This window comes from Pseudomonas sp. LBUM1643 (assembly GCF_059716215.1).
Genome location: NZ_CP166813.1, coordinates 588,704 through 603,288 on the forward strand (window position 1 = coordinate 588,704; position 14,585 = coordinate 603,288).

The 14,585-nt window shown below is 59.7% G+C and carries 11 protein-coding genes; 9 read left to right on the top strand and 2 right to left on the bottom strand.

What is annotated here, in order from left to right; translation table 11 throughout:
• The first annotated feature begins 187 nt into the window (after positions 1-187).
• The 9 genes from rpsF (at position 188) to ACA063_RS02580 (ending at position 13,504) form a co-directional block, all read left to right on the top strand.
• A complete protein-coding gene (gene rpsF, locus ACA063_RS02540) occupies positions 188-610 on the top strand; it encodes a 30S ribosomal protein S6 (protein ID WP_003217491.1) in 423 nt (140 codons plus the stop codon).
• Between the two features lie 28 nt (positions 611-638).
• Positions 639-869 carry a 30S ribosomal protein S18 gene (gene rpsR, locus ACA063_RS02545; RefSeq protein WP_002551829.1) on the top strand — a complete coding sequence of 77 codons (231 nt, stop codon included), beginning with the start codon at positions 639-641 and terminating at the stop codon, positions 867-869.
• A 36-nt stretch (positions 870-905) separates the two neighbouring features.
• Entirely contained in the window at positions 906-1,799 is an 894-nt protein-coding gene (locus ACA063_RS02550) for a hypothetical protein (protein WP_497664668.1), read from the top strand.
• A gap of 19 nt (positions 1,800-1,818) precedes the next feature.
• Positions 1,819-2,265, top strand: coding sequence for a 50S ribosomal protein L9 (rplI, locus tag ACA063_RS02555; RefSeq protein ID WP_003197251.1), 447 nt, complete (start codon positions 1,819-1,821; stop codon positions 2,263-2,265).
• Between the two features lie 123 nt (positions 2,266-2,388).
• Entirely contained in the window at positions 2,389-3,783 is a 1,395-nt protein-coding gene (gene dnaB, locus ACA063_RS02560; RefSeq protein WP_427637306.1) for a replicative DNA helicase, read from the top strand.
• Positions 3,784-4,027: 244 nt separating this feature from the next.
• Complete coding sequence (locus ACA063_RS02565) at positions 4,028-6,331, top strand: YgiQ family radical SAM protein (protein ID WP_497664669.1); 2,304 nt, start codon at positions 4,028-4,030, stop codon at positions 6,329-6,331.
• 432 nt (positions 6,332-6,763) lie between these two features.
• Complete coding sequence (locus ACA063_RS02570) at positions 6,764-10,039, top strand: transglutaminase family protein (RefSeq protein WP_497664670.1); 3,276 nt, start codon at positions 6,764-6,766, stop codon at positions 10,037-10,039.
• 88 nt (positions 10,040-10,127) lie between these two features.
• Positions 10,128-12,614, top strand: coding sequence for a circularly permuted type 2 ATP-grasp protein (locus ACA063_RS02575; RefSeq protein ID WP_497664671.1), 2,487 nt, complete (start codon positions 10,128-10,130; stop codon positions 12,612-12,614).
• The gene (locus ACA063_RS02580; RefSeq protein ID WP_497664672.1) at positions 12,614-13,504 is read left to right on the top strand and encodes a transglutaminase family protein; all 891 of its coding nucleotides are present in this window, start codon (positions 12,614-12,616) and stop codon (positions 13,502-13,504) included. Before ACA063_RS02575 ends, ACA063_RS02580 begins: the two co-directional genes overlap by 1 nt.
• Before the next feature lie 224 nt (positions 13,505-13,728).
• On the opposite strand, the gene ACA063_RS02585 is transcribed toward ACA063_RS02580, so the two are convergent.
• A complete protein-coding gene (locus ACA063_RS02585; RefSeq protein WP_194691575.1) occupies positions 13,729-13,920 on the bottom strand; it encodes a hypothetical protein in 192 nt (63 codons plus the stop codon).
• Between the two features lie 68 nt (positions 13,921-13,988).
• The gene (locus tag ACA063_RS02590; protein WP_162437095.1) at positions 13,989-14,576 is read right to left on the bottom strand and encodes a cytokinin riboside 5'-monophosphate phosphoribohydrolase; all 588 of its coding nucleotides are present in this window, start codon (positions 14,574-14,576) and stop codon (positions 13,989-13,991) included.
• Between the last annotated feature and the right edge of the window lie 9 nt (positions 14,577-14,585).

Here is a 14,585-nt window from a genome sequence, read left to right on the forward strand (position 1 = left end):
GCGTAGAACCCGGTGATTGTTCAAATAATCACCAATTGCCTTGCACCTCTCCTGTCCCTTCTCTACAATTGCGCCCCTTGCTGTGACGGCAGGCACGCATGTGTCTACTGCAAGCAAGTCCATAAGTGTCATTCACTCCTTGTCTGACCGCTTTTGAGCGGCAGGCTACAACCCGTAAGGAGCATTCATGCGTCATTACGAAATCATCTTTTTGGTCCACCCGGATCAAAGCGAGCAAGTCGGCGGCATGGTAGAGCGTTACACCAAGCTGATCGAAGAAGACGGCGGCAAAATCCACCGTCTGGAAGATTGGGGCCGTCGTCAACTGGCCTACGCAATCAACAATGTTCACAAGGCTCACTACGTGATGCTGAACGTTGAATGCACTGGCAAGGCCCTGGCCGAGCTGGAAGACAACTTCCGCTACAACGATGCAGTGATCCGTAACCTGGTCATCCGTCGCGAAGAAGCCGTTACCGGCCAATCCGAGATGCTCAAGGCTGAAGAAAACCGCAGTGAGCGCCGTGAGCGTCGCGACCGTCCTGAGCACGAAGGCGCTGAAAGCGCTGATAGTGATGACAGCGACAACAGCGATAACGCTGACGAGTAATCCACGGACCTTTTGAGGAGCCTATTACATGGCACGTTTCTTCCGTCGTCGTAAATTCTGCCGCTTCACCGCTGAAGACGTGAAAGAGATCGATTACAAAGATCTCAACACTCTGAAAGCCTACGTATCCGAGACCGGCAAAATCGTTCCAAGCCGTATCACCGGTACCAAAGCACGTTATCAGCGTCAGCTGGCCACCGCTATCAAGCGCGCCCGCTTCCTGGCCCTGCTGGCCTACACCGACAGCCACGGCCGCTGAGACCGGGCAGTCGACACGTAGCAAAGGATTGAATGCATGCGTGCCATAGCTGAGTTCATCATGCGCGGCCGTATGCAGGCCACTCTCGTAGTGGCCGGATGCGCGGCATTGCCGTTGTTGTATTGGTTGGGTGCTGCCGCGGGATGCTTCGTGCTCCTGCGGCGCGGATTGAAGGATGCGTCAAGCGTCCTTGCTCTAGGATTGCTACCGGCATTGATCTGGTGGCTTTACGCCGATGACCCACGCTCACTTCTGGTGTTGCTGGGGTCTTGGAGCCTTGCGTTGGTTTTGCGCGCAAGTGAGTCCTGGAACCGCGTGCTGCTGGTCAGCATAGCGATGGGAGTGGTGTTTTCAGTGGTGCTGGGGATAGCTTTCGGTCCCCAGATCGAGATGCTGGCGCAGGCTTTGATAAAAGTCATGCCGTCGCTACTCGGTGATGTCTACCAGAAGTTGTCGGTAGACGAGCAAGCGCATTTTGCGTCCCTGATTTCACCGGTCCTGACCGGCCTGATTGCGGCCTTGTTGCAAATCGTCAGTGTGCTGAGCCTGATTGTCGGGCGCTACTGGCAGGCGTTGTTGTACAACCCGGGTGGTTTTGGTCGCGAGTTTCGCACCATCCGATTCCCGCTTCTACCAGCGATGTTGTTGCTGGCGTGCATGCTTCTGGGGCCGAATATCGGTCCACAGATGGCCATGTTGACGCCGTTGTGCAGCGTACCGTTGGTGTTCGCCGGGCTGGCCCTGATTCACGGGCTGGTGGCGCAAAAGCGACTGGCCAGGTTCTGGCTGGTGGGGTTGTACGTCACGCTGTTGCTGTTTATGCAGCTGATCTATCCGTTGCTGGTGGTCTTGGCCATCGTCGACAGCCTGATTGATTTTCGCGGTCGTCTGGCGCCGAAAGACGCCGATAACGCGAACGGTGAAGGTTAAAAGTTAAGAGGATTTTCACATGCAACTGATCCTTCTGGAAAAAGTCACCAACCTGGGCAACCTGGGTGACAAAGTGAACGTTAAGGCTGGTTACGGTCGTAACTACCTGCTGCCTTACGGCAAAGCTACCGCTGCGACCGCTGCCAATCTGGCTGCGTTCGAAGAGCGTCGCGCTGAGCTGGAAAAAGCCGCAGCAGACCGTAAAACTTCGGCTGAAAGCCGTGCCGCCCAACTGGCTGAGCTGGAAGTGACTATCACTGCCACCGCCGGTGACGAAGGCAAGCTGTTCGGTTCGATCGGCACCCACGACATCGCTGATGCACTGACCGCCTCTGGCGTTGAAGTTGCAAAAAGCGAAGTTCGTCTGCCGAACGGCACCATCCGCAACGTAGGCGAATTCGACGTAGCCGTGCACCTGCACGCCGAAGTTGAAGCCACCGTACGCGTTGTCGTGGTAGCAGCTTAAGCAGCACTTGATCGGCTGGCACCCTCGGGTGCTTGTCGGTAACATCGGGCACGATCCTGTTTACAGGTCGTGCCCTTTGTCTTTCTGCAGTTCCTGAATTTCACACTAATCATTCAAGTGGCCATGAACGATATCTCCGCTCCCGAGCAATATGATCTGCAAACCGCTTCCCTGAAGGTGCCTCCGCATTCCATCGAGGCCGAACAAGCCGTGCTCGGTGGTCTGATGCTGGATAACAACGCTTGGGAACGCGTGCTTGATCAAGTCTCCGACGGCGATTTCTATCGGCATGACCACCGCCTTATCTTCCGCGCGATCGCCAAGCTCGCCGACCAGAACTCACCGATCGACGTCGTGACCCTTGCCGAGCAATTGGACAAGGAAGGTCAGACGTCGCAAGTCGGTGGCCTTGGTTATCTGGGGGAGCTGGCAAAAAACACGCCGTCCGTCGCCAACATCAAGGCGTATGCGCAGATCGTCCGTGCACGGGCGACGTTGCGCCAGCTGATCGGCATTGCCAGTGAAATTGCCGACAGTGCGTTCAACCCTGAAGGGCGCACCGCTGAAGAGATTCTGGACGAAGCCGAACGACAGATCTTCCAGATCGCCGAAGCCCGTCCAAAAACGGGCGGCCCGGTCAGCGTCAACGACTTGCTGACCAAGGCCATCGACCGTATCGACACCCTGTTCAACACCGACAACGCCATCACCGGCCTGTCGACTGGTTACACCGACCTCGACGAGATGACCAGCGGCCTGCAACCGTCCGACCTGATCATCGTCGCTGGCCGTCCGTCCATGGGTAAAACCACCTTTGCGATGAACCTGGTGGAAAACGCCGTGTTGCGCAGTGACAAGTGCGTCCTCGTTTATTCGCTGGAGATGCCAGGCGAATCGCTGATCATGCGTATGTTGTCGTCCCTCGGCCGTATCGACCAGACCAAGGTCCGTGCCGGTCGCCTTGACGACGACGATTGGCCGCGCCTGACTTCTGCGGTCAATCTGCTCAACGACCGCAAGTTGTTTATCGATGATACGGCCGGCATCAGCCCGTCAGAGATGCGCGCGCGGACCCGGCGTCTGGTCCGTGAACACGGCGATGTCGCCTTGATCATGATCGACTACCTGCAGCTGATGCAGATTCCAGGTTCCGGCGGCGACAACCGGACCAACGAGATTTCCGAAATCTCCCGTTCCTTGAAAGCCCTCGCCAAGGAATTCAACTGTCCGGTAGTGGCGTTGTCCCAGCTCAACCGCTCCCTTGAACAACGACCAAACAAGCGCCCGATCAACTCCGACCTCCGGGAATCCGGAGCGATCGAGCAGGATGCTGACGTGATCATGTTCGTGTACCGGGACGAGGTTTACCACCCGGAAACCGAGCACAAAGGCATCGCCGAGATCATCATCGGCAAGCAGCGGAACGGGCCGATCGGCACGTCCCGCCTTGCGTTCATTGGCAAGTACACCCGTTTCGAAAACCTGGCGCCGGGCAGTTACAACTTCGACGACGAATAATTCCGCCGTCTGGTCGGGCCTCATCGCGAGCAGGCTCACTCCGACATTGGAATGCATTCCCCAGTGGAAGATTCCATGGTGTTCAGGCAACCCTGTCTTCTGCAGGTGTACCCCGATCAAACTGTGGGAGTGAGCCTGCTCGCGATGGCGTCGCCGCTAATTTCCGACCATAGCCGTCGGAATTGGTTAATTTTTGTGCTATATTCCGCGCCCGCGATTTTTCATCTCAACACCGGTCATCGTCATGCAAACAGCCAAGCCGTTATTTGACTATCCCAAGTACTGGGCCGAATGCTTCGGTCCAGCGCCATTCCTGCCGATGAGCAGGGAGGAGATGGATCAGCTTGGCTGGGATTCATGCGACATCATCATCGTCACCGGTGATGCCTACGTTGACCATCCGTCTTTCGGCATGGCAATTATCGGCCGGCTGCTGGAGTCCCAGGGCTTCCGCGTCGGGATCATTGCCCAGCCAAACTGGCAGTCCAAAGACGACTTCATGAAGCTCGGCGAGCCGAACCTGTTTTTCGGTGTCGCGGCCGGGAACATGGACTCGATGATCAACCGCTACACCGCCGACAAGAAAATCCGTTCCGACGACGCCTACACCCCCGGTGGCCTGGCGGGCAAACGTCCGGACCGCGCGAGCCTGGTCTACAGCCAGCGCTGCAAGGAAGCCTACAATCATGTGCCGATCGTGCTGGGTGGCATCGAAGCCTCCCTGCGCCGCATCGCCCACTACGATTACTGGCAGGACCGGGTGCGTAACTCGATCCTGATCGACGCCTGCGCCGACATTCTGCTTTACGGCAACGCCGAACGTGCGATCGTCGAAGTCGCCCAGCGTCTGTCCTACGGTCACAAGATCGAAGACATCACCGACGTGCGCGGCACCGCGTTCATCCGTCGCGATACGCCGAAAGACTGGTACGAAGTCGATTCCACGCGCATCGACCGTCCTGGCAAGGTCGACAAGATCATCAACCCGTACGTGAACACCCAGGACACCCAAGCCTGCGCCATCGAGCAGGAAAAAGGTCCGGTTGAAGACCCGAGCGAAGCCAAGGTCGTGCAGATCCTGGCCAGCCCGCGCATGACCCGCGACAAGACCGTGATCCGTCTGCCGTCGGTAGAGAAAGTCCGTGGCGACGCGGTGCTCTACGCTCACGCCAACCGCGTGCTTCACCTGGAAACCAACCCGGGCAACGCCCGCGCGCTGGTGCAGAAGCATGGTGAAGTCGATGTCTGGTTCAACCCGCCGCCGATTCCGATGACCACCGAAGAAATGGACTACGTGTTCGGCATGCCCTATGCGCGTATTCCGCATCCGGCGTACGGCAAGGAAAAGATCCCGGCCTACGACATGATCCGCTTCTCGGTGAACATCATGCGTGGCTGCTTCGGCGGCTGCACCTTCTGCTCGATCACCGAGCACGAAGGCCGGATCATCCAGAACCGTTCCGAAGAGTCGATCATTCGCGAAATCGAAGAGATCCGCGACAAGGTGCCAGGCTTCACCGGCGTCATTTCCGACCTCGGCGGCCCGACCGCGAACATGTACCGCATCGCGTGCAAGAGCCCGGAAATCGAATCCGCGTGCCGCAAGCCTTCTTGCGTGTTCCCGGGCATCTGCCCGAACCTGAACACCGACCACTCGTCGTTGATCCAGCTGTATCGCAGTGCCCGTGCGTTGCCGGGTGTGAAGAAGATCCTGATTGCTTCCGGCCTGCGCTACGACCTCGCCGTCGAGTCACCTGAATACGTCAAGGAACTGGTGACCCACCACGTTGGTGGTTACCTGAAGATCGCCCCGGAACACACCGAGGAAGGTCCGCTCAACCAGATGATGAAACCGGGCATTGGCAGCTATGACAAGTTCAAGCGCATGTTCGAGAAGTACTCCAAGGAAGCCGGGAAAGAGCAGTACCTGATTCCGTACTTCATCGCCGCTCACCCGGGCACCACCGACGAAGACATGATGAACCTGGCCCTGTGGCTCAAGGGCAACGGCTTCCGTGCCGACCAGGTGCAGGCGTTCTATCCGTCGCCGATGGCCACCGCCACTGCGATGTACCACTCGGGCAAGAACCCGCTGCGCAAGGTCACTTACAAGAGCGACGCAGTGACCATCGTCAAGAGCGAAGAGCAGCGTCGTCTGCACAAGGCATTCTTGCGTTATCACGATCCGAAAGGTTGGCCGATGCTGCGTGAGGCGTTGACCCGCATGGGCCGCGCCGACCTGATCGGGCCGGGTAAAAACCAGCTGATCCCGCTGCACCAGCCGGCGACCGACAGCTACCAGAGCGCCCGTCGCAAGAATTCGACGCCAGCAGGCAGCCATAAAGTCGCGGGTGAAAAAACCACCAAGATCCTGACCCAGCACACAGGCCTGCCACCGCGCGCCAGTGACGGTGGTAATCCGTGGGACAAGCGTGAACAGGCCAAAGCTGCGGCGTTTGCCCGCAACCAGCAAGCAGCCAAGGATCGCAAGGATGCCGCGAAAGGCAAGGGCCCTAAACCTGCCCGCAAGCCAGTTGTGCCACGCTAAGCCGCACATGAGCTGAACAAAACGCCAACCTCGGGTTGGCGTTTTGCATTTGCGGGTCGATCAAAAATCGTGGCGAGGGGATTTAGCGAAACGTCGCACCGCCCCGTTCGGTTGCGAAGCGACCCCAAGGCCAGCAGCCACGGTGTTCAGGTACACCGCATCTACCGTTTCTGCGTCTGCTTCGCAGCCGAACGGGGCGGTGCGACGTTTCGATAAATCCCCTCGCCACTGGTTTTGTGTTCGCTGTCCCCTCCATTTACTGACTGTTGTCATAGCTCGCCACATTTGCGTGCAACTCTCTCAAACCAATTTCCCGCATTGCCCGATTTTGGTGCTGTACTGCCTCAAGCAAACGCAGAAAGCGCCGACGCCGCTGCATGGCATAAGTCTTGCGCGCTTTCCAATACGCTTAGGGCTCGCAGGAGGCACGCCGTGTCGATACATGTCGCATTGCATCACGTAACGCATTACCGCTACGACCGCGCTGTCGAACTCGGGCCGCAGATTGTTCGCCTGCGCCCGGCCGCCCACAGTCGCACGCGGATACTGTCCTATGCGCTGAAAGTCTCGCCCGAGCAGCACTTCATAAACTGGCAGCAAGACCCCCAGGGCAATTACCTGGCGCGGTTAGTGTTTCCCGAAAAAACCGATGAACTGCGGATCGAAGTGGATCTGCTCGCCGAGATGGCGGTGTTCAATCCGTTCGATTTTTTCCTGGAACCGTACGCGGAGAAAATCCCGTTCGCTTACGCCGCCGATGAGCGCAAGGAACTGGCGCCCTACCTGGAAACCCTGCCGCTGACGCCGAAGTTCAAGGCCTACCTGGACGGTATCGACCGCAGCCCGTTGCCTGCCGTGGATTTCCTCGTAGCGCTCAATCAGCGTTTGAGTGAAGACATCGGCTACCTGATTCGCATGGAACCCGGTGTACAAACCCCCGAACACACGCTGGAGCACGCTTCGGGATCCTGCCGCGATTCTGCGTGGCTGCTCGTGCAATTACTGCGCAACCTCGGTCTGGCCGCGCGGTTTGTCTCCGGTTACCTGATTCAGCTGACGGCCGATGTCAAAAGCCTCGACGGTCCCTCGGGCACCGACGTGGATTTCACCGACCTGCATGCCTGGTGCGAAGTGTATTTGCCCGGCGCCGGCTGGATCGGCCTGGACGCGACGTCAGGACTGTTTGCCGGTGAAGGACACATTCCGTTGGCCTGTAGTCCCGATCCGGGCTCTGCGGCACCGATCAGCGGCTTGGTGGAGCCATGCGAGTGTGAGTTCACCCACGAAATGTCGGTGGAGCGGATCTGGGAAGCACCGCGAGTCACCAAGCCCTACACCGAAGATCAATGGCTGGCGATTCAAGCGTTGGGCCGGCAGATCGATGCGGACCTCCTTGAAGGTGACGTGCGCCTGACTATGGGCGGTGAGCCGACTTTCGTGTCCATCGATGACCCTGACGGTGCGGAGTGGAACACCGCAGCGCTCGGACCGGACAAGCGTCGTCTTTCTGCCGAACTGTTCCAGCGCATGCGCAAGCGCTATGCCCCCAATGGCCTGGTGCATTTTGGCCAGGGCAAGTGGTACCCGGGCGAACAGCTGCCGCGATGGTCCCTGAACTGCTACTGGCGCCGCGACGGTGTGCCGATCTGGCGCAACAACGCGCTGATCGCCGACGAGCAAGAGGACTACGGCGCTAACGGCGAACTGGCCGGGCGGTTTTTGGCGAGTGTCGCCGAACGCCTGAAAATTCCGACACGCTTTGTGTTTCCGGCCTACGAAGACAACTTCTACTACCTCTGGCGTGAAGGCACGTTGCCACAGAATGTCAGCGCCGAAGACTCACGTCTTGAAGAGCCCCTTGAGCGTGCCCGCCTGCGCAAAGTCTTCAGCCAGGGTCTGGACACGGTGATTGGCCAGGTGTTGCCACTGGCGCGTACCGCCAAGGGTGACCAGTGGCAAAGTGGCCGCTGGTACCTGCGTGATGAGCATTGCCGCCTGGTGCCGGGTGATTCCGCGCTGGGTTATCGCTTGCCGCTCGGCTCACAACCTTGGGTCAAAGCAGCGGAGTATCCGTTTATCCATCCAAGGGATCCGAATCAGGATTTCCCGCCGCTGCCCGACCTTGCGCAGTTGCAAAACCAGAGCGAGCCTGCGGTGGCGCAAGACCGTGCGCCGAAGATCGACGAGTCCGCGGACTGGCTGACCCGGACCGCCTTCTGCGCTGAGGCGAGGGAAGGCCGGCTCTACCTGTTCATGCCGCCACTGGAGCAGGTCGAGGATTACCTGGAACTGGTCGCCGCCATCGAAGCCACCGCTGAAGAACTGCATTGCCCGGTGTTGCTGGAGGGCTATGAACCCCCGAGTGACCCGCGTTTAAGCAACTTTCGCGTCACCCCTGATCCGGGCGTGATCGAAGTCAATGTGCAGCCGTCGGCGACCTGGGATGAGCTGGTCGATCGCACCGAATTCTTATACGAGGAAGCCCGCCAGACCCGCCTGACCACCGAGAAATTCATGATCGACGGCCGCCACACCGGCACCGGTGGCGGCAACCATTTCGTCCTGGGCGGCGCTACGCCGGCGGACTCTCCGTTTCTGCGTCGTCCCGACCTGCTGCGCAGCCTCATCAGCTACTGGCATAACCATCCCTCCTTGTCGTATCTGTTTTCCGGATTGTTCATCGGCCCGACGTCCCAGGCGCCCCGTGTCGATGAGGCGCGCAATGACTCGCTGTATGAGCTGGAAATCGCTTTTTCACAGATGCCTGAACCTGGCGAAGAATGCGCGCCGTGGCTGGTGGATCGACTGCTGCGAAACCTGCTGATCGACGTCACCGGCAACACGCACCGGGCCGAGTTCTGCATCGACAAACTGTATTCACCGGATGGCGCTACAGGGCGTCTCGGGTTACTGGAACTGCGGGCCTTTGAAATGCCACCCCATGCGCGCATGAGCCTGGCTCAACAACTGTTGCTGCGGGCGCTGGTCGCGCGGTTCTGGCGCGAGCCTTATGCGCCGCCAAAACTGGCGCGCTGGGGCACCGAATTGCATGACCGATTCATGTTGCCGCACTTTATCGAACAGGATTTCGCCGACGTCATCGTCGACCTCAATGCGGCGGGTTATCCCGTGCGCGCCGAGTGGTTTGCCGCGCACCTGGAGTTCCGTTTTCCCAAGGTAGGTGATTACGCGGTCAGTGGCATCGAGCTGGAGGTGCGCCAGGCGCTGGAGCCCTGGCACGTTTTGGGCGAGGAGGGTGCGCCCGGCGGAACGGTGCGTTATGTGGATTCGTCGCTTGAGCGCCTGCAGGTCAAACTCACTGGCCTGCCGCCCCAGCGTTATTTGCTGACGTGCAATGGCGTTCCGGTGCCATTGCAGCCCACCGGGCGCGTCGGCGAGTTCGTCGCTGGCGTGCGTTTCCGCGCCTGGCAACCGTCCAATTGCCTGCAGCCGACCATCCCGGTGCATGCACCTTTGGTCTTCGATGTGCTCGACACCTGGATGCAGCGCTCGCTGGGTGGCTGTCAGTACCACGTCGCCCATCCGGGCGGTCGTAACTACGACAGTCTGCCGGTCAACGCCAATGAGGCGGAGAGTCGGCGGATGGCGCGGTTTTTCCGGATCGGACACAGTCCCGGAAAACTGCCCGTCCCGAGTGTCGACATTAACGACGAGTTGCCGATGACACTCGATTTACGACGCTTTTGAACCGTACGCGACGCCCGGATTTTTCGTCTATCCGGGTGTCATGAGCCTGCGTTAGTCTGACCGAACCTTGCTGTCTGCCGAGCTTTCCATGCCTGACCTGCTTGACCGCTACCCGCTCACGGCGGGCACTTACCACGAACTGCTCGACGACAGTGGTGCCGTTCGCCCGCACTGGCGTCGGCTGCTCGACCAATTGCAACGCAGCACGCCAGCGCAATTGGTGCAGCGTCAGGCACTGCTGACCCGGCAAATCCAGGAAAACGGCGTGACCTATAACGTCTACGCCGATCCCAAGGGCGCCGACAGGCCGTGGGAGCTTGACCTGCTGCCCCATGTTATTACTGCTGATGAATGGCAGCACTTATCCGCCGGCATCGCTCAACGAGCACGGTTGCTCAATGCGGTGCTGGAAGACCTCTACGGCCCGCAGCGTCTCATCGCTGAAGGCTTGTTGCCTGCAGAACTGGTCTTCGGTCACAACAACTTCCTCTGGCCCTGTCAGGGCATCAAGCCGCCAGACGGAGCATTTCTACATCTGTACGCCGTGGACCTGGCGCGCACGCCTGATGGCCGCTGGTGGGTGACGGCCGATCGAACACAAGCGCCGTCCGGCGCCGGTTATGCGCTGGAAAACCGCACCATCGTTTCCCGCGCCTTTCCGGAGCTTTACCGCGACCTCAAGGTGCAGCACCTGGCCGGGTTCTTCCGCACGCTTCAGGAAACCCTGGCCCGTCAGGCACCGAGCGACGACGAAGCGCCCCTGATCGTGTTGCTGACGCCGGGACGGTTTAACGAAAGCTATTTCGAACATCTTTATCTGGCGCGCCAGCTGGGTTATCCGCTGGTGGAGGGCGGCGACCTGACAGTGCGCGACGCCACCGTATACCTGAAAACCCTGAGCGGCCTGCGCCGGGTACACGCGATCATGCGTCGGCTCGACGACGACTTCTGCGACCCGCTGGAATTGCGCACCGACTCAGCCCTTGGCGTGCCAGGGTTGCTGGAGGCGGTGCGGCAGGGCCGGGTGCTGGTAGCCAATGCTCTGGGCAGTGGGGTGTTGGAGTCTCCTGGGTTGTTAGGTTTTCTGCCGAAGATCAACCAGTTCTTGTTTGGCGAAGAGCTGCTCCTGCCGTCCATCGCGACCTGGTGGTGCGGGGAAGCGCCGGTGTTGGCCCAAGCGTTGGAGAAACTGCCTGAACTGCTCATTAAGCCTGCGTTTCCGTCACAGAGCTTTGCGCCGGTATTCGGCCGTGATTTGAGTGAAAAACAGCGCGAAAGCCTGGCCGAGCGCATGCAGGCACGACCTTACGCCTATGTGGCGCAAGAGTTGGCACAGCTTTCTCAAGCCCCGGTCTGGCAAGCTGAAGATGGGCAGTTGCAACCCCGCGCCATCGGTTTGCGCGTGTATGCAGTGGCCAGCCGCGACGGGTACCGGGTCCTGCCGGGCGGTTTGACCCGAGTGGCCGCCGAGGCAGACGCCGAAGTGGTGTCGATGCAACGTGGTGGGGCGAGCAAGGACACTTGGGTTTTAGGCGACCGTCCTCCCAGCGGCGAACAATGGAAAACCCAGCGCACCATTGGTGTACATGATCTGGTGCGGCGCGATCCGTACCTGCCGTCGCGTGTGGTGGAAAACCTGTTCTGGTTTGGCCGTTACTGCGAGCGCTGCGATGACAGCGCTCGGTTGCTGCGGATCATGCTGGCGCGCTATGTCGATGGCGACGATCCCCAGGCCTTGCAAGCGGCGGTCGATCTCGGTGAGCGGCTGATGTTATTGCCCGATGAGGGCGAATTGCCGGAGCGCCTGCTCGCCGCGTTGCTCGGGGATGATTGGTCGTTCAGCCTGCGCTCCAACCTGCAACGCTTGCAGTGGGCCGCCTCGCAGGTACGCGGAAAACTCTCTCGGGAAAACTGGCAAGCGCTGGTGGAACTGCAGCGCGAAGCCTTGGAGCTTGAATCCGAAGAGCCGGATTTTGGCGAGTTGCTGGACTTCCTCAACCGGTTGGTGATGTCCCTGGCGGCACTGTCGGGTTTTGCCCTCGACGACATGACCCGGGATGAAGGCTGGCGTTTCCTGATGATTGGACGGCGGATCGAACGACTGCAGTTTCTCAGCGCCAGCCTCGCGGCTTTTTTGCGTGGCGCCGATGCGTTCGAGCAGGCAGGACTGGAGTGGTTGCTGGAGCTGGGTAACAGCAGCATCACCTACCGTTCACGGTATCTGGCGGTCGCGCAATTGATTCCGGTATTGGACCTGTTACTGCTCGACGAGCAGAACCCTCACGCCGTGTTGTTCCAGTTGAAACTGGTGACGCGCACCCTCAAACGCCTCAACGACGACTTTGGCGCACCGCGTGAAACAGGTTTGCCGCAACTGGTCGAACGACTGGCCCGGTTTGATTTGGGTTGTCTGGAAAACTCGCTGTTCGGTGAAACCAGCGTGCGCGCCGCCATCGACGGCCTGGCCGATCTGCTGCAAGAGATCGCCGAAGCCAGCGGGCAGGTGTCGGATCGCCTTGCGCTGCGTCATTTCGCCCATGTCGACGATGTCAGCCAGCGCACGGTGTCCGTCTGATGAACGCCCATTACCAGATCTTTCACGACACCCATTATCACTACGACAGCCCGGTGTCCCTCGCCCAACAGCTGGCCCATTTGTGGCCTCGGCCCTGTGCCTGGCAGCGATGCACCGATCAGCAATTGCTAATCAGTCCTGACCCGACTTCGCGTCGCGATGAGCTGGATGTTTTTGGCAACCCGCTGACGCGCCTGGCGTTCGAGCGGCCCCACGACGAATTGTTGGTCAACGCCAGCCTGACGATTGAAGTGTTGCCCCGGCCTGCACTGGACTTTACCCGGTCTCCTGCGTGGGAAGACACTCGCAACGCGTTGACGTACAGCAGCCAGCCGCTGTCAGCCCAAGTGCTCGAGGCCTGTCGTTACCGGTTCGAATCGCCCTACGTTCATCTGAAACGCAACTTCGTCGAATTTTCGCAAAGCTGTTTCCCCGCAGGTCGACCGTTGCTGCTCGGGGTTCAGGCGCTGATGGAGAAGATCTTCAGCGAATTCACCTTCGATGCCGAAGCGACCCAGGTGGCGACGCCTCTGGTGGAAGTGCTGGAACGTCGGCGTGGGGTTTGCCAGGATTTCGCTCACCTGATGCTGGCCTGCGTGCGTTCCCGTGGGCTGGCCGCGCGCTACATCAGCGGCTACTTGTTAACCCAGCCACCACCGGGACAGCCACGCCTGATCGGCGCCGATGCGTCACACGCCTGGGTCTCCGTGTTTTGCCCGGTGCTGGGATGGGTTGATTTTGATCCGACCAACAACGTGCAACCGGCGCTGGAGCACATAACCCTGGCCTGGGGCCGGGATTTCTCCGATGTATCGCCGTTGCGTGGGGTGATTCTGGGGGGAGGCAATCATGACCCGGAAGTCCGGGTGACCGTGATGCCACTTGACTGACGCAGACCCTTGTAGGAGCTGCCGGAGGCTGCGATCTTTTGATCTTGAGCTTTTCCAAGACATCGAAGAGCAAGATCAAAAGATCGCAACCTACGGCAGCTCCTACAGGGGATCGTGTTTTTTCGGGAGGGTGGGGCAGATTGGTCGGTGAGGGTCAGCAGCGGCGCTGCCAACCCTGGACACAGATCCGGTGGGCCTGATCAGATCATCGGGCCCTGAGGGTCTCAGGCGTCGGGCGCCTGATCTTTCGGTGCTTCAACATCACTTTCTGCGGCCACTTCACCCTCTGTTTCCGGGTTCAGTGCGGCGGCTTCTTCTTCAGCTGTAGCTTTCTTGCGCTGAAGCTTTTCCTCTTTCTTCTGCTCCTTGGCCAAGTCTCTCTGACGTTTGGCGAAGGAATAATTAGGTTTAGCCATGGGCGATCCTCTGGGGTCGAAGGTGAGGTTGAGCGGCGCATATTCTGCCCTGTATCGGTGCCGAGCCGTTAGCTGGGTTTTTGCTCGGCCCATTTTGGCGTGACCACCGGTTGCCAGGCGTCCAGTGCGTCGAGCAGGATTTGCGGCGATTCGCTCGTTTGCAGCATGTCACGGTGTGCTTCGCGAACGAAGCCTTCGCCGACGATATGATCAAGAAAACCGGTCAATTTGCTGTAGAACCCGTTCACTTCCAGCAATCCAAGTGGTTTGCCGTGATAGCCGAGTTGGCCCCAGGTCCAGACTTCGAACAATTCTTCCAGCGTGCCCAGGCCGCCGGGCAGGGCGATGAAAGCGTCGCTGAGTTCTGCCATCCGCGCCTTGCGGGCATGCATGCCGTCGACCACTTCCAGCCGCGTCAGGCCACTGTGGCCGATTTCCTTGTCCTTGAGACTTTGCGGGATGATCCCGATGACTTCTCCGCCAGCGGCCAGCGCGGCATCCGCCACGATTCCCATCAAACCGACGGCGCCACCACCATACACCAGGGTCAATTTACGCTCGGCGAGCGCACGCCCGAGGGCGACTGCCGCTTCACGATAAGCCGGGTTGGTGCCGGTACTGGCACCGCAAAATACACAGACGGATGCTAAAGACATGCCTTACTC